This is a genomic window from Streptococcus sp. F2, from assembly GCF_056500955.1.
On the sequence record NZ_JBWKAI010000023.1, the window covers coordinates 1 to 15,997 of the forward strand.

13 protein-coding genes and 1 pseudogene are annotated in these 15,997 nt (G+C 35.7%); 11 read left to right on the forward strand and 3 right to left on the reverse strand.

Annotation, left to right across the window (positions count from 1 at the left end):
- Positions 1-435: 435 nt before the first annotated feature.
- From ACYTR8_RS07560 to ACYTR8_RS07570, 3 genes are all read left to right on the forward strand, one after another.
- Positions 436-1,980 (forward strand): ABC-F family ATP-binding cassette domain-containing protein, encoded by a 1,545-nt coding sequence (locus ACYTR8_RS07560; RefSeq protein WP_269760442.1) that lies wholly within the window; start codon positions 436-438, stop codon positions 1,978-1,980.
- A gap of 328 nt (positions 1,981-2,308) precedes the next feature.
- Positions 2,309-2,515, forward strand: coding sequence for a CsbD family protein (locus ACYTR8_RS07565; protein ID WP_003057010.1), 207 nt, complete (start codon positions 2,309-2,311; stop codon positions 2,513-2,515).
- Between the two features lie 136 nt (positions 2,516-2,651).
- A complete protein-coding gene (locus tag ACYTR8_RS07570; RefSeq protein WP_479641961.1) occupies positions 2,652-3,101 on the forward strand; it encodes a hypothetical protein in 450 nt (149 codons plus the stop codon).
- Between the two features lie 40 nt (positions 3,102-3,141).
- On the opposite strand, the gene ACYTR8_RS07575 is transcribed toward ACYTR8_RS07570, so the two are convergent.
- The 3 genes from ACYTR8_RS07575 to ACYTR8_RS07585 all read right to left on the reverse strand — a co-directional run bounded on the left by ACYTR8_RS07575 (position 3,142) and on the right by ACYTR8_RS07585 (position 5,258).
- The gene (locus ACYTR8_RS07575; protein ID WP_443597653.1) at positions 3,142-4,053 is read right to left on the reverse strand and encodes a diacylglycerol/lipid kinase family protein; all 912 of its coding nucleotides are present in this window, start codon (positions 4,051-4,053) and stop codon (positions 3,142-3,144) included.
- Positions 4,054-4,170: 117 nt separating this feature from the next.
- A complete protein-coding gene (gene trhA / locus ACYTR8_RS07580) occupies positions 4,171-4,821 on the reverse strand; it encodes a PAQR family membrane homeostasis protein TrhA (RefSeq protein ID WP_479641960.1) in 651 nt (216 codons plus the stop codon).
- Positions 4,818-5,258, reverse strand: coding sequence for a DUF1836 domain-containing protein (locus ACYTR8_RS07585; RefSeq protein ID WP_012766960.1), 441 nt, complete (start codon positions 5,256-5,258; stop codon positions 4,818-4,820). The genes trhA and ACYTR8_RS07585 overlap by 4 nt, the downstream gene beginning before the upstream one ends.
- Positions 5,259-5,597: 339 nt before the next feature.
- Here ACYTR8_RS07585 and ACYTR8_RS07590 point away from each other — a divergent pair, with 339 nt between their 5' ends.
- The 8 genes and pseudogenes from ACYTR8_RS07590 to topA all read left to right on the forward strand — a co-directional run bounded on the left by ACYTR8_RS07590 (position 5,598) and on the right by topA (position 15,952).
- Positions 5,598-6,485 carry an Rgg/GadR/MutR family transcriptional regulator gene (locus ACYTR8_RS07590; RefSeq protein ID WP_479641959.1) on the forward strand — a complete coding sequence of 296 codons (888 nt, stop codon included), beginning with the start codon at positions 5,598-5,600 and terminating at the stop codon, positions 6,483-6,485.
- Between the two features lie 297 nt (positions 6,486-6,782).
- Positions 6,783-7,262 (forward strand): annotated as a pseudogene (locus ACYTR8_RS07595) (class III lanthionine synthetase LanKC N-terminal domain-containing protein); the annotation flags it as partial.
- A 114-nt stretch (positions 7,263-7,376) separates the two neighbouring features.
- On the forward strand, positions 7,377-9,227 hold the full coding sequence (locus tag ACYTR8_RS07600) for a lanthionine synthetase LanC family protein (RefSeq protein WP_479650925.1): 1,851 nt from the start codon (positions 7,377-7,379) through the stop codon (positions 9,225-9,227).
- Complete coding sequence (locus tag ACYTR8_RS07605; protein ID WP_111716446.1) at positions 9,224-10,441, forward strand: MFS transporter; 1,218 nt, start codon at positions 9,224-9,226, stop codon at positions 10,439-10,441. Before ACYTR8_RS07600 ends, ACYTR8_RS07605 begins: the two co-directional genes overlap by 4 nt.
- Before the next feature lie 720 nt (positions 10,442-11,161).
- On the forward strand, positions 11,162-12,010 hold the full coding sequence (ylqF, locus tag ACYTR8_RS07610) for a ribosome biogenesis GTPase YlqF (RefSeq protein WP_479641958.1): 849 nt from the start codon (positions 11,162-11,164) through the stop codon (positions 12,008-12,010).
- Entirely contained in the window at positions 12,000-12,770 is a 771-nt protein-coding gene (locus tag ACYTR8_RS07615; RefSeq protein WP_479641957.1) for a ribonuclease HII, read from the forward strand. Before ylqF ends, ACYTR8_RS07615 begins: the two co-directional genes overlap by 11 nt.
- Before the next feature lie 106 nt (positions 12,771-12,876).
- Complete coding sequence (gene dprA / locus ACYTR8_RS07620) at positions 12,877-13,719, forward strand: DNA-processing protein DprA (RefSeq protein ID WP_049519444.1); 843 nt, start codon at positions 12,877-12,879, stop codon at positions 13,717-13,719.
- 100 nt (positions 13,720-13,819) lie between these two features.
- Positions 13,820-15,952: a type I DNA topoisomerase gene (gene topA / locus ACYTR8_RS07625; protein WP_111716437.1), complete on the forward strand. Its 2,133-nt coding sequence runs from the start codon at positions 13,820-13,822 to the stop codon at positions 15,950-15,952.
- Positions 15,953-15,997: the final 45 nt, after the last annotated feature.

The following is a 15,997-nucleotide window of genomic DNA, read 5'->3' on the forward strand; positions in this document are numbered from 1 at the left end:
GTGAATGGCAGACTTGACCGAGATTTTCGTTTAGAAACCCATACCATACGAGGACTTAAGAAGATGAACGTGGCAGTCAGTATGAGTTTTTTGGTTATGATTGGTTTTGCGCTGTCAAAACTCAAAGCAGGACAAAGAGAGCACTTAGGCAGCTGGGTAGTTTAACCGTTCGAAAAAATTGCTGTAACTACAAGGAATTTTTGCGCCCTTTTTCGTGTATTTTCGAAAATCTTCTGCTTTCTAAGTTAGGAAGTAGTAGCTTTTTTATGAATGTAGACTTGTTTTTTGAAATGGCGCAAACTCCTTAAGTGAAATAGTAACTACGGGAATGATTCAACTATTCCTTCATTGACAAAAAGTTACAATTTTGCCATAATTGAATAAATGTAAAAAGCCGTTTTAACGGCTTTTTTGATGATTATTAAGGAAGAAGTCATGAGTATTTTAGAAGTGAAACAACTTAGTCACGGTTTTGGTGATCGTGCTATTTTTGAAAATGTATCTTTCCGTCTTCTCAAGGGAGAACATATTGGTTTGGTTGGGGCAAATGGTGAAGGCAAGTCAACCTTCATGAGTATTGTTACTGGTCACCTCCAGCCAGATGAAGGAAAAATTGAATGGTCCAAATATGTTACTGCAGGGTACTTGGATCAACACACAGTGCTTGAAGCTGGGCAAACCGTTCGAGATGTCCTGCGAACAGCCTTTGATGAGTTATTTAAGACCGAAGAGCGCATCAATGCCATTTACCTGTCAATGGCAGATGAAGGAGCAGATGTTGATGCCTTGATGGAAGAAGTCGGCGAACTGCAAGATCGTCTGGAAAGCCGTGATTTCTATATTTTGGATGCTAAAATTGATGAAGTGGCACGTGCCTTAGGGGTGATGGATTTTGGGATGGAATCTGATGTCACTGCTCTATCAGGTGGCCAACGAACTAAAATCTTATTGGCTAAGCTATTGCTGGAAAAACCAGATATTCTTCTATTAGATGAGCCAACAAACTACCTCGATGCAGAACATATTGAGTGGCTCAAGCGCTACTTGCAAAACTATGAGAATGCCTTTGTTTTAATTTCGCATGATATTCCTTTCTTGAACGATGTGATTAATATTGTTTATCATGTTGAAAATCAAGATTTGGTTCGCTACACTGGTGATTATAATCAGTTCCAAGCGGTCTATGACATGAAAAAATCCCAGTTAGAAGCAGCCTATGAACGCCAACAAAAGGAAATTGCGGACTTGCAAGACTTTGTTAATCGTAATAAAGCTAGAGTAGCAACGCGTAATATGGCCATGTCTCGCCAGAAGAAGCTGGATAAAATGGATTTGATTGAGCTTCAAGCAGAAAAACCAAAACCAAGTTTTGACTTTAAGGAAGCAAGAACTCCGAGCCGTTTTATTTTCCAAGCTAAAGATCTTGTGATTGGTTATGACCGTCCTTTAACCAAAGAGCCTTTAAACCTTAACTTTGAGCGCAATCAAAAAATTGCTATTATTGGGGCCAACGGTATCGGAAAATCTACCCTCCTCAAGAGCCTATTAGGAATTATTCAACCGTTAGAAGGGGAGGTTGAAACAGGAGACTTCTTAGAAGTTGGATATTTTGAACAAGAAGTAGCAGGTGGTAACCGTCAAACACCTTTAGAAGCTGTTTGGGATGCCTTTCCAGCTTTGAATCAGGCTGAGGTACGAGCAGCTCTTGCCCGTTGTGGCCTGACATCAAAACATATTGAAAGCCAAATCCAAGTGCTTTCTGGTGGCGAACAAGCTAAGGTACGCTTCTGTTTACTCATGAATCGTGAGAATAATGTCCTTATTTTGGACGAGCCAACCAACCATTTAGACGTGGATGCTAAAGATGAACTCAAACGTGCTCTGAAAGCTTATAAAGGATCCATTTTAATGGTCTGCCACGAACCTGACTTTTACAACGGTTGGGTCACCGATGTTTGGGATTTCAATCAGTTAACATAAGTAGATTTCCAAGATCTCAAAAGGTCTTGGATTTTTTAATAGTAGCCAAAATCTGGTAACTATTATGAAAAGCTAGTTAACGCCAACCAATCAAAATCTTTGACGAGATACCTTACTCATGATATAATGACAATATAAATTAATAAATGTGTTGTCACTTTTTAAATTAAGATGATATAAGGCTTTAGTAACTATTTTACAAAGCATTTGATTGAGTCTTATTTTATTGAAAATACAAACATAATTGGTGTAGTCACTTTGGCAACCATTCATTAATCCTTTTAGATAAGACAATGTGGTGACTCATCAATTGAAAGGGCGTGTAACGATGTCAGAAGAAAAATTTGATGCTAAACGAGACCAAATCTCAGGAAAAATTAAAGAAACTGTAGGTCATCTAACAGATGATAAATCTTTGGAGGCAGAAGGCAAAGCTGAACATACTAAAGGGAAGCTTGCAGAAGTGCTTGATGATGCTAAAGATAGTCTCAAAGGATTTGTTGATCATTTATCAGGAAAAGATAAAAAGGAGTAATTTGCTTCATGAAAAAACGAAATATTAAATTTACCGAAGTCTTACAACTTGTTTTACTGGTCGTTCCAGCTGTCAAACTGGCAAAAAAAATTATTAACGACAGTAAAACTCCGACTAACAGAAAGTAGGTCAGCCAATGGCTAAGAAAAATCATGGCATCTTTTTAGGATTATTGTTAGGTTCAGCCGCAGCAACGATTGCTTATTTGAGTCTTTCATCTTCTAAAAAAGACCAGTTGTTGAAAGAGAGTGCTAAGAAGATTGAAAATCTTAACACTTACTTGCATGATAAAAGTAAAAAAGTACTAGACACGGTTTCCGAAAAAATCCAAGAATCCAAAGATGCTGTTGAAGTATATGGTGGGATTGCGGCAGAAACGGTAGAAGAAAAATGGCAAGATACTAAAGATGCTGTCGAAGTGTATGGCGGTATTGCCGCAGAAACGGTTGAGGACTCATTAGAACAGGCTAAAGAAAAGGTAGAAGGATTTAGTGAAACAACTAGTCACACTATCCAATCTAAAGTGAACCAACTCAAAAGCGATAAGACAGATATTGAAGACAATTCAGAAAAAAACAAAAGTTAACCTTTTAGATAAGACAAAAAAGTGCCTTACGGCACTTTTTTTAATTGTCTTTAGGAACGATAATGGAAACTGCTTTTGGAATCAGGTCTAACTGAATAGGAAGGTAGTCACTTTTATCTCCATCAATTCGGGAACGAGGAGAGATGGTTTGCTTATGACGCTGAGGCAGAAGGGTTAGACTATTGGTTTGGAAATGACTAATTTCTTCTGCTTTGGAGAAATCGCCTTGTCTGAAATCATTAATGTGCCATAAAAATTTAAAGAAGGAAACTTTTTTCATGGTGTAGACTTGGAAGTAGCCGTCGTCAGCTTGTGCTCCTGGGGAGAAGGAAGGAAAACCAGCTATGGTATTAGTCATGGTAATTAATAAAAATTTTGTTTTTAAATGAATATGATGATTGTGGCTAATCAATGAGATATGATAGCTGCGATTTCGTCTCAGTATTCGAATACTATCTTTCAAAAAGGCTAAGGGACCAAACCGTCTTTTCTCATCAGCCGTTACATCTGCAGCAATATCAGCTAGTAACCCAAGCGTCAAACTAGAAATCATGTAATGGTGATTGGCTTTGCAAATGTCAACTTTCTTCACTTGACCAGATAAAATAGTATCTAATGCCTCAGAAGTTTGTAAGGGAGCATGGAGAGCCTTCGCAAAATTATTAACCGTTCCTGACGGGACTAAGCCAATTAAACAGTGAGCTCCTCCCTCATATACACCACCGATAATTTTATTAAGCGTACCATCTCCTCCCAAAGGAATGACGAGGTCGATATGATCTTTGGCAGCTTGTTTCGCTAGGAGGAAAGCTTGGTCTGCATCTTTAGGGGTAATCACTTCAACATCTTTTTCGGAAAAGCCATGATGAAGAAAATAGTCTCTAACGTCACTGGCAAGCTGATCTTCTTTTTTTCCAGAATTGGGATTGTAAAAAATACGAACAGTTTTCATGAGGTCTCTACTTTCTAATCACTTATTAATTGTTAACCATTATACCATTTCTCTTAAGGAATGTCCCTATAAAAAAGGCATAGGAAACTCTGTTTGACTCTTATCAGACCACCTATTTTAAAGCATAAAGAAGGTGATGGCAATAAATTGAAGGGTTGAGGCCAATAAGATGAAAAGATGCCAAATCATGTGAAAGTAAGGTCTTTTTTTGGCATAAAAAGCCGCACCAATGGTGTAAGCTAAGCCTCCTAGTAGCATAAGGAGGCCAAAAGTAAGGCTTGTTTTCTGAATGATAACAGGTAAGACAAAAATAACAAGCCAACCCATGACAATATAAAGGATAAGGCTAAATTTTTCATTAATGCGTTTGGCAAAAATTTTGTATAAAATACCAAAAAGTGTGATCCCCCACTGTAGAACAATAATCACATAACCTAGCCAACCGGAAACAAGAGACAGGGCAACTGGTGTATAACTCCCTGCAATAGCAATGTAAATCATACTGTGATCAATAATACGTAAAATGTATTTATGCAGAGAACCATAGGCCATAGAATGGTAAATCGTAGAAGATAGAAACATCAGAAAAAGACTAATAACAAAGATGGAGATTCCAACAGCTGCTTTGATGTCATAGGTTTGGTAAGAGTAACTAGCCGAAATAGGCAGTAAGATTAGCATAGCCAATGCCCCAATAGCATGTGTCACACTATTAGCCACTTCCTCGTTAAAGGACAACGGAAGACTTTGTTTAAAGGTTTGGTTCATTGTGTCACCTCCTGTGATAAATAAATAGTTTTGTGGTAATCTTTGACCGTTTGACAGGCAACCTGCACAATCTGCGGAACGTCTTCCTCAATGGGAACTTGCTGATTCCAACAGGACACAAAGGTGTTGTAAAGTCTTTCCGAATCAGCTTCTGACTGTAATTTTTGCAATACTCGACTAATGTCTTGAATAGGAAATACCATTTTAAACAAACTGATGGCAATTAAGCGCGCTAGTTGTTGCTTTTGGTATTTTTTCTTGATAGGTTTAGCCACGTAACCATGTTTAACGTAATTATTAATCATTGATGCCGTTAACGATTTATTATCTGACACCATAGAAAAATCCGTGCATTGATTGACGTACAATAGAACTTGATCTAAATAAAGGTCTAAATCAGGAAGGTCTTGCCAATAAGGTAATGATGGGAAAATCATTTGTCACTCTTCTATCTAGTTTTGATAACTAGATTATATGATTAATAAAAACTAATTGCAAGTGAAAACTGTAAATCATAGCCAATGATTATCCTCAATTTCCCTATTTTCAAAGCAATTAGCTGTTCCAAAAAATAAAAAATCTAATCATTCAATGTGAACAACTAGATCTTTGACTTATCCTATACCAATAACAATAATACTTTCTCATATAATCAGAAGAAGTGTTAACAAACCGTGTTTTTTCATGTGATAATCCTCACTTTTATTTTTTCATATTGTATGCTATTATGAAGTTAATTTAAATTTATTCCCATATATGCGTGATAGAGGTTTAAAATGAAAAATTTTGGAGAAATTTTTAAAAAGTTTAGAGAATCAAGAGGGCTAAAGTTAAAAGATATTGCAAAAGCAGGTATTTCAACGTCTCAGCTCTCACGATTTGAGAAGGGAGAGACAGATTTAACAGTTTCAAAGTTCATGCTTATCTTAGATGAAATCAATATGCCGATTGATGAGTTTATGTATGCGGTTCACGACTTTCGTCGAGATGACTTAAACGAACTTTTATTAAAAGTACGCCACTTTGTATCTACCCGTGATGTCGAAGGCATGAAAAAACTTCTTTATTCACAGATGGAATCGGAGAATAAACGACAGAAATTTCATCAAATCAATATGATTTTATTGAAAATTCGCCTACAAGATTTATCAGGAGAAAATTACTACGATAAAAAGGATTTAGATGACTTAACTGACTATTTATTTAGTGTAGAATACTGGGGATATTATGAATTATTGATTTTCATGAATACTTTAGATGTCATAAACCATGATGTTTTCATGGTTTTAGCGAGGGAAATGTCTCGGCGGTCAGACTTTTACAAAGAAATTCCTAATAATCGACGGATGATCTCAACCATGTTGCTTAATGCATACATTACATGTATTGAAAGAGAAAAGTTTATTGATGCGTTATACTTTGAAAAACTGTTAAATCAATGTTTTTTTATAGAGACAGAAATTTATGAACGCTTAGTTTTTAAGTATGCCCAAAATTTATATCTGTACAAAAAAGAAAGAAGTAGTAATGCTGTTACTGAGATGAAAAATTGTATTACCGCAATACAATTAGCCGGAAGTAACTCTTTAGCAAAAACTTATGAAGGTCATTTGAAAAAGAATTTAGCGGAAGATAGTCAGCAAGCATATATGGGAAAAAAGTAAGTGTCTTTTATATTTTAGTAAACTTAGTAGGAACAAAAGTTCTACTCATACAGAAAGGAGAGAAATTTATGAATTCATTACTTGAATTGGAAACATTGCCAGTAGAGTTCACACCATCAATTGAATGGAAAATCTGCAAAGCAACAATTGTAGTTTGTGGCTCAACTTTTAGTTAATACTTATTAGACAGGCATAGGCAAGTCTATGCCTGTTTGTTTTATATTGGTATAAAATATGGATTTATTAAATAATGCAATTACTAGTTTTGAACCTACTGCTTAGGAAGAAAATGAAACTTGGGTTTATTATTCTATCGGAAAAAAACTCAAAAAGCAGGGATGGAAGATTCACATCAGCAGTCAGATGACTGATGCTCTTATCATCTTTGAGAAAGTTTCAAAACTATTGCTACAAGAAAAATGTAACTTTAAGGTTGCTAAAAATAGTACAGTATTAGCAGAAATTAACTCTCCTCGAAATGATACCTCTACTGCAAATAAATTTATCACAATTTATCCGAATAATTGTAAAGAGGCTAGACACTTAATTATTAAACTTAACGATTTATTGAAAGACTATCAAGCTCCTCAAATTATGAGTGATTTTCAGCTTGGAATAAATTCACCGATTCATTATCGATATGGCGGTTTTCAAGCACGACGTGTATTTAACCAGAAGAAAAATAAAATCATTCATATGATAGAAGACGACAAAGGGAATTTGGTAGAGGATGTTAGAGGTAGCACTCCTTATACTCCAAACTGGGTAGTTCCGCTGTTTTCTGAGGAAGAAAAAGATTATTATTTTTCAAATAAAAAAGAAACAATCTATAACTCAAAACTACAAAATTACCATTTTATTTCTATTCTAAAAAAAACTAATAGAGGGAATGTGTATCGTGCTGTCAAAAAAGACACAGAACAACCTGTAATTATAAAACAAGCTCGACCATTTGTTGGGAATAGTAATGATGAGAAATGGATGGCGATAAATGAACTAAAAAATGAGAAAATGATGTTGCAAGAATTTTTAGATAAAAGTTATACTGCAAATTATGTAGATGATTTTTATTTAGAAGGTAATTACTTTTTAGTTCAAACAGAGATTTCTGGAAAGAATTTTTTTGAGATAGCTTTAAGGAACGGTGTTTCTACTAAGCAGAAAGAACAATATATTCAGAATATAGTTCAAATTATTAATGAACTTCATCGTGAAGGATATTTGTTAGTAGATTTGTCTCCAACGAATTTCATCTATAAAGAAAATGGTCAGGTAAGCTTGATTGATTTAGAAAATATAAGTAATGAAAAAGCCCCCGTTCGGCGTGTTCAAACACCGGGTATGTTGAACCAAGATACGGATTTATCCATTGCAAATATACAGCAAGGTTACTTTGCTCTAGGCATGGTAGCTATAGCTATTTTGATAGGACATGTACTGCCAGTTTCAAAGGGTGACGGAAAATTAAATTTGAGTTCTATGCAGAAGGTAATGCTAGTAATCGATCTTGCTGTAGAATCGGATGATTTGACTCCTTACCAATCATCTTGGATAAAAATAGTCTTAAAGATGAGTGAGTCCACACAGACCAGTCAAAATATTCCAATGTTACTTGAGGATAGAAGTGAAAGTCTGCCTTCAACTTTATCTAACCATTCCTTTTCTTATGATTTTCATAAAGAAATTATTGAAATCACAAATGATTTATTAAACCGAACGGTAGATAAGCATGGCCGAATTGCGAAGTCAAGCGAATTTGGAGAATTTATCAGTCCGTTATCAATCCAACATGGCTTAGCTGGTTATATAGTTATGATAAATAAATTTTATCATGGAAGATCAGAGAAAATAAAGAATCTAATTACTCAGGTCAATGAAGTAAATAATCTTTTGGCACCATTTGAGTACGAGAATTCCTTATTATTTGGTCGTTCAGGTTATTTATGGTCTTTGATTACTACCTTTGAAACTAGTACTGATCCCGATTACCTTTTCTTCTGTGAACAAATTGTTCAAAATCTTATGGAACAATATAAAAATGAAAAATGTGTTGACTTTGCCTTAGGGAAAGCTGGAATACTATTGTCTTTAATGAAATATTCCAGTGTCATAGAAGATGTGCAAGTTGATTTATTTATTAAAGAGAATATTGAAGAGATTTTTAATTCTTTTTCAACAATATCTGTAAATAACTTAATGGAATATGGTTTTGCCCATGGAAAAGCAGGCCTTGCTTATGTGCTAAACTGTTATTCTCGAATCTATAAGGATGATATTTATGATGACGCAATAAATAGTTTCTCAGACTTTATTGCAGATGTAATCAGGAAACAACTGTTAACAGGTTTTGATAAACTTAAGTCATTAGATTATTCCTGGTGTGAAGGTTTTTCAGGGTTGATATTATATTTATGTTTAGTTAAACAGGAAAAATATCAGTTGTTACTGATTAAAGCTCAAAATGAATTGTTTAAGCAGCATCTTAATATGGGGACTAGTTACTGTCATGGATTAGCTAGCTTATTACAAACGATTGCATATACAGAAAATAAAGAATTGTATAATAAAATTGTGATAATTTTATTGACACGGTCTTATCGAGATTCGAATGATTATTTAGTTTTTCAAAGCGAGTGTCCTAGTCAATCAGTTTTTGATTTTGGTACAGGAACTTTTGGTATTTACTGGACAATATTAAAAGAGAAATTTTTATTTAGTTTAGATAGGAAGTCAAAACGATGAATGTTTTTTTAAAAAATAGAGATTTCAGGCAACTCTCGCTGAATCAAAACATCTCTTTATTAGGAGATACAATGTTTTATTTAGCGATCATGCAAGCAGTATCAGGATATTCATTTGCTCCTCTTGCAGTTTTTCTGATTACTGCTTCAGAGGAATTGCCACATTTAATGCAGTTATTTACAGGAAGTTTTGCAGATTTTCAAAAAAATAGAATTACAAAAAGCTTAGTATTAGGGTTCAGTAAATTTTTACTATATCTCTTTGTAGCAGCACTGTCAGGTAGCAATTTAAACATCATTAGTATTATAATTATTTGTATCATTAACCTTTTATCTGATATGTTCGGACGATTTACAGGTTCAATGATAAGTCCTTTATATATAAAATTGCTTGGTGAAGATGTTGCTGAAGCAATGGGTTTTAATCAAGCAATTGGGAGTATAGTACAGGTCTTTGCCAATCTTTGTGGGGGATTAGCCTTAGGTTTTATTAGTTTACAGTGGTTTGCGGTGATAAATGCTTTGACTTTCTTATTTGCTTTTTTAGGATTGTTTTATATTCGTAAGGATTTGGAAGACTATGAAAAAACATTGCCCCAGACAACAAACTTTAATGTAAAAAATTATGTTACTCACATTTGGCAGTCATTACAAGTGTTGTTTAGCTTTTCAAGTATACTAAAGCTATATACTATACTAGCTATCGGACAAAGCATTTTGGGGATGATTCTGCCTTTATCTAGTTTATTACTAATAAAGCGTCAATTCATGGGTCTATCTGTCGGTTTTTCTTTAGGATTATTATCCACTTCTGTTTTTGTAGGAATGATTTTAGGAAATATCTGTACTGCTTTTTTGACTAAAAAATTATCTATACGAACGGCTATTTTAGTTTCAAATATGGCAAATTTGACTATTTCTTTTGGGATATTATTCTCTGACTATAGTTTAATTCTTTTTGGAGCTTTTGGAAGTGCTTTCTTTATGGGGATAATCAACCCTAAACTCCAAGAGTTGTTTTTTAAACAAGTTCCAGAAGATAAAATGGGAGCGATTGAGTCCGGTTTGGGATTTCTAATAACTTGTATAGGAAGTTTGCTTTCTATGTTTATGGTTTTTATAGCCACACAACATACAGAGTTATCAGCTTATTTATCAATGGGAATTTTAGTTTTTTCTAGTTTTTTATTAGTGAGAATTAAATCTGATGTATAGCCGAAATAGTCCATATATCAGTGCTCCTAACTTAAAAATTAATAAATGAACTAAACGTTAGGCTTTGATTGATTCAGTTGCCCTAGCTGTAACAAGTTTTATCATGATGATTGACTAGAGTGTCTAATTCCGATTATACGATGAAGTAAATTCAGCTACAGAATCTTATTTATAAGAAATAGCAGAGCAATTTAAATGAACAAGTTGAACAGGAAAAAGACTTAAATTAGTTTAGCAGTTTGACATATCGATATCCTAAAAATCTTAGAGCAGATGCTGGAAAGATGCTCTAAGATTTTTGTATATTAATCTGAATCTTAGAACAATAGTCTACAATAATCTTTCTTGAAGAGAAATATGAGATTATAAAACATGTATAACGAGATGATTAACTCAATTCATAAATCAGTTTTTATTTTTTCAAAGGCTTTTGAAAACGGTTAAGATAGAACAGAAGTCGGAAAAATCACAAAAATCATGATATAATATAAAGCGGTCAAATTTTCTTTGTCTGATTTTAGAGAAAAAGAGTAGTCTAAAATCAATTTAGTCACTAAGCTATATAAATGGCTGTTTTTCTTTCTCTTAAAAAAGAAACTAAAAAAAGATTGATAATCAGCTGGCTTTGTGACTGCAAAATGTTGGCTCTTATTTGGTCCCCAATAGAAAATAGCAAGTGTTATGTATAAAAAACCTTGCTACGAAAGGAATTTAAACTCTATGGCTACTATTCAATGGTTTCCTGGACACATGTCCAAAGCCAGAAGACAGGTTCAGGAAAATTTAAAGCATGTTGACTTTGTAACTATTTTAGTGGATGCACGCTTGCCACTTTCTAGTCAAAATCCCATGCTCACCAAAATTGTTGGTGATAAACCTAAATTAATGATTTTAAATAAAGCTGACTTGGCAGATGCAACTCGAACTAAAGAGTGGAAAGCCTACTACGAAAGCCTGGGCATTAAAACATTAGCCATCAATTCTAAAGAACAATCAACGGTTAAAAAAGTAACAGAAGCAGCCAAGGAACTCATGGCTGATAAAATTCAGCGTCTACGTGATCGTGGTATTCAAAAAGAAACCTTACGAACCATGATTATTGGCATTCCGAATGCTGGTAAATCTACCTTGATGAATCGCTTGGCTGGTAAGAAAATTGCTGTGGTTGGTAATAAACCTGGTGTGACCAAAGGGCAACAATGGTTGAAGTCCAATAAGGAATTGGAAATTCTAGATACCCCTGGTATTTTATGGCCAAAATTTGAGGACGAATTGGTTGGCTTAAAATTAGCTTTAACAGGTGCTATCAAGGACCAATTACTACCAATGGATGAGGTCACTATTTTTGGTTTGAATTACTTTAAAACACATTATCCTAGTCGCCTTACTAAGCGTTTTAAGAATATTCCTCTTGAGGGAGAAGCTCCTGAAATCATTATGACCTTGACACGCCAACTGGGATTTAAAGATGATTACGACCGTTTCTACACTTTATTCGTCAAGGAAGTTCGTGATGGTAAATTAGGTCAATACACCTTAGATCAGGTGGGAGATATAGATGTCGACTAGTATTAAAGCCATCAAAGAAAGCTTGGAAGCTGTTACTAGCCTCTCAGACCCCCTCTTTCAAGAATTGGCAACTGACGCTAGGTTAGGCGTCCAAAAAGCGCTAAAAAGTCGACAAAAGGCTATTCAGACCGATTTAGCAGAGGAAGAACGATTAGAAGCCATGCTTTCTTATGAAAAAGCGCTTTATAAAGAAGGCTACCAAGCCATTGCAGGTATTGATGAGGTGGGACGTGGCCCCCTAGCAGGTCCCGTTGTCGCAGCTTGTGTCATCTTACCTCAACATTGCAAAATTAAAGGTCTGAATGATTCTAAAAAAATCCCTAAATCTAAGCATGAGACCATTTATCAGGCAGTGAAAGAAAAGGCTTTGGCTATCGGTATCGGTATTATTGACAATCAGCTTATTGATGAGGTCAATATTTATGAAGCAACCAAACTAGCTATGCTAGAAGCCATTAAACAGTTAGAGGGCCAACTCACACAGCCAGATTATCTCTTGATTGATGCCATGACATTGGATATTGCCATTCCACAACAGTCTATTATTAAAGGCGATGCCAATTCCTTGTCTATTGCAGCAGCATCAATTGTAGCTAAGGTCACCAGAGATCAGATGATGGCTAACTATGATCGCATTTTTTCTGGTTATGGCTTTGCTAAAAACTCAGGATATGGTACCAAAGAACATTTGGACGGTTTGCGGACACACGGGATAACACCAATTCATCGCAAGAGTTTTGAACCAATCAAGTCCATGTAATCCTTATTAAGGCTTACTAACTGATTCTAATAACCTTTAAAAAGTTCTGCAGATTGCAGACTTTTTTTCTTTATTTTACGAATAAAAGAAGTAGGGAGGTAACTTAGTGAATCATTTTGAACTTTATAAGCTAAAGAAGGCTGGACTGACTAACAAAAATATTCTCAATATTCTTGACTACCAAAAGCAACAGGAAAAATCGTTGTCGCTTCGAGACATGGCCGTTGTTTCTGGTTGTAAACACCCGTCTCACTTTATAGAAACCTATAAGCAGTTAGATATCCAAAAGTTAAAAATGGAATTTAAACAATTCCCTAGTATTTCTATCCTAGATAAACATTACCCAATGGCTTTGAAAGAAATATATAATCCGCCCGTCCTCTTGTTTTTTCAAGGCAATTTAGATCTTCTTGATAAACCTAAATTAGCCATTGTTGGCTCCAGGCGCTCAAGCGATACAGGAGTAAAGTCTGTCCGTAAAATTCTTAAAGAGCTCGGGAACCGTTTTGTGATTGTTAGCGGACTCGCTCGAGGTATTGACACTAGTGCACATTTAGCCTGTCTTAAAAACGGAGGACAAACCATTGCGGTGATAGGAACAGGATTAGACCGTTTTTATCCCAAAGAAAATCGAGAATTACAAACATTCTTAGGAAGGAAACACCTTATCTTGACGGAATACGGTCCAGGAGAAGAACCACTATCGTATCACTTTCCGGAACGTAATCGTATTATTGCAGGGCTTAGTCGAGGTATTCTCGTCGTTGAAGCAAAAAATCGCTCAGGTTCCTTGATTACTTGTCAAATCGGGATAGAAGAGGGGCGAGATATTTTTGCTGTTCCAGGGAACATTTTGGACGGCGAATCCGAAGGTTGTTTACAGCTTATAAAAGAGGGAGCAACCTGCGTCACATCAGGGATGGACATCCTTTCTGAATATCAAAAATAACAAAGTTTCTTCCTATATAGCATTTTTTTATTGACAGTTCCTTAAAAATGGGATATTATGCTATAAGCTTTAAGCAAACTGTTATAGGAAGTGTGTCGAATTGGGAACAAAAACTACAACTAAGCCGAAAACGGGGACTAAAAAGTCTACCACTAAAAAGAAATCAGCAGCAAAGAAAAATCTTGTTATTGTTGAATCACCTGCCAAAGCTAAGACTATTGAAAAATATCTTGGACGCAGTTATAAAGTTGTCGCTTCAGTAGGGCATATTCGTGACTTAAAAAAATCCTCTATGTCTATTGATTTTGATAATAATTATGAGCCACAATACATTAATATCCGTGGTAAGGGCCCCCTTATCAACTCTTTGAAAAAAGAAGCCAAAGCTGCTAAAAAAGTTTACTTGGCAAGTGACCCGGACCGTGAGGGAGAGGCTATTTCTTGGCATTTGTCACATATTCTAGGACTCGATCCTGAAGATAAAAACCGAGTGGTTTTCAATGAAATTACCAAAGATGCGGTGAAAAATGCTTTTGTGGAACCTCGCCAAATTGACATGAACTTAGTGGATTCTCAACAAGCCCGTCGCGTCTTGGACCGTATTGTAGGTTACTCCATCTCACCTATTCTTTGGAAAAAGGTCAAAAAAGGCCTTTCAGCAGGACGTGTCCAGTCGGTTGCTTTAAAACTCATCATTGACCGTGAAAATGAAATCAAAGCCTTTGTTCCAGAAGAATACTGGTCTATTGATGGCCTCTTCAAAAAAGGAACCAAGAAGTTTCAAGCAAGTTTTTACGGTCTTGATGGCAAGAAGATGAAACTTTCCAACAATGATGACGTTAAAGCAGTTCTTGCTAAATTAAAAGGTGATGATTTCTTGGTTAGTAAGGTTGAGAAAAAAGAGCGCCGTCGAAATGCTCCATTACCTTATACGACCTCTTCTCTACAACAAGATGCTGCTAATAAAATCAATTTCAGAACGCGTAAAACCATGATGGTAGCCCAACAACTCTATGAGGGGATTCATTTAGGAGAAAATGGAACTCAAGGTTTAATTACCTATATGCGTACTGATTCTACACGGATTAGTCCTGTAGCGCAAAATGATGCTGCCCAATTTATCAGTAATCGTTTTGGAGCTAATTATTCTAAACATGGAAATCGTGTCAAAAATACCAGTGGTGCCCAAGATGCTCACGAAGCTATTCGTCCATCTAGCGTCAATCATACACCAGAAGCTATTGCCAAATACCTTAACAAGGATCAGTTAAAACTTTATACTCTGATTTGGAATCGTTTTGTGGCTAGCCAAATGACAGCAGCTGTCTTTGATACAGTTAAAGTGAATTTGGAGCAAAATGGAGTGCTTTTTGTTGCCAATGGCAGCCAAATGAAATTTGATGGTTATATGGCTGTTTACAATGACTCAGATAAAAACAAAATGTTACCTGAGATGGCAGAAGGAGAAACTGTTAAAAAGGTATCAACTTCTCCAGAACAGCACTTTACGCAACCTCCGGCTCGTTACTCTGAAGCAACTCTGATCAAAACTTTAGAAGAAAATGGGGTCGGTCGACCATCAACTTATGCCCCAACCTTAGAAGTGATTCAACGCAGGTACTATGTTAAATTATCTGCTAAGCGCTTTGAGCCAACTGAGCTTGGGGAAATTGTCAACAAGCTTATTGTCGAATTTTTCCCAGATATTGTTGATGTTGCCTTTACTGCCGAGATGGAAGGTAAGCTAGATCAAGTTGAAATCGGTGAAGAAGAATGGCAACATGTCATCGATCAATTCTATCAACCCTTTGTCAAAGAATTGAATAAGGCTGAGTCTGAAATTGAAAAGATTCAAATCAAAGATGAACCAGCTGGTTTTGACTGTGATGTTTGTGGCCACCCAATGGTCATTAAGTTAGGACGTTTTGGGAAATTTTACGCGTGCAGCAACTTCCCTGAGTGTCGTAATACAAAAGCCATCACTAAAGAAATCGGTGTTACCTGTCCAATTTGTCATAAAGGACAAGTCATTGAACGAAAAACTAAGCGCAATCGGATTTTTTATGGTTGTGATCGCTACCCAGAATGTGACTTCACTTCTTGGGATTTACCAGTTGGACGTGACTGTCCTAAGTCTGGTGACTATCTGGTTGAAAAGAAAGTACGTGGTGGCGGCAAACAAGTGGTTTGTAGCAATGAAACGTGTGATTACAAAGAAGAAAAAATCAAATAAAAGAAAGAATTGGAACTCCTTGTCTTGTTCCAATTCTTTCTTTGT

What these genes read in the sequence shown, in the direction of transcription:
- ACYTR8_RS07565 (WP_003057010.1), top strand. Translation starts at nt 2,309, where the DNA reads ATGTCAGAAGAAAAATTTGATGCTAAACGAGACCAAATCTCAGGAAAA.
- ACYTR8_RS07590 (WP_479641959.1), top strand. Translation starts at nt 5,598, where the DNA reads ATGAAAAATTTTGGAGAAATTTTTAAAAAGTTTAGAGAATCAAGAGGG.
- ACYTR8_RS07585 (WP_012766960.1), bottom strand. Translation starts at nt 5,258, where the DNA reads ATGATTTTCCCATCATTACCTTATTGGCAAGACCTTCCTGATTTAGAC.
- ACYTR8_RS07570 (WP_479641961.1), top strand. Translation starts at nt 2,652, where the DNA reads ATGGCTAAGAAAAATCATGGCATCTTTTTAGGATTATTGTTAGGTTCA.
- ylqF (WP_479641958.1), top strand. Translation starts at nt 11,162, where the DNA reads ATGGCTACTATTCAATGGTTTCCTGGACACATGTCCAAAGCCAGAAGA.
- trhA (WP_479641960.1), bottom strand. Translation starts at nt 4,821, where the DNA reads ATGAACCAAACCTTTAAACAAAGTCTTCCGTTGTCCTTTAACGAGGAA.
- ACYTR8_RS07575 (WP_443597653.1), bottom strand. Translation starts at nt 4,053, where the DNA reads ATGAAAACTGTTCGTATTTTTTACAATCCCAATTCTGGAAAAAAAGAA.
- ACYTR8_RS07615 (WP_479641957.1), top strand. Translation starts at nt 12,000, where the DNA reads ATGTCGACTAGTATTAAAGCCATCAAAGAAAGCTTGGAAGCTGTTACT.
- ACYTR8_RS07560 (WP_269760442.1), top strand. Translation starts at nt 436, where the DNA reads ATGAGTATTTTAGAAGTGAAACAACTTAGTCACGGTTTTGGTGATCGT.
- ACYTR8_RS07605 (WP_111716446.1), top strand. Translation starts at nt 9,224, where the DNA reads ATGAATGTTTTTTTAAAAAATAGAGATTTCAGGCAACTCTCGCTGAAT.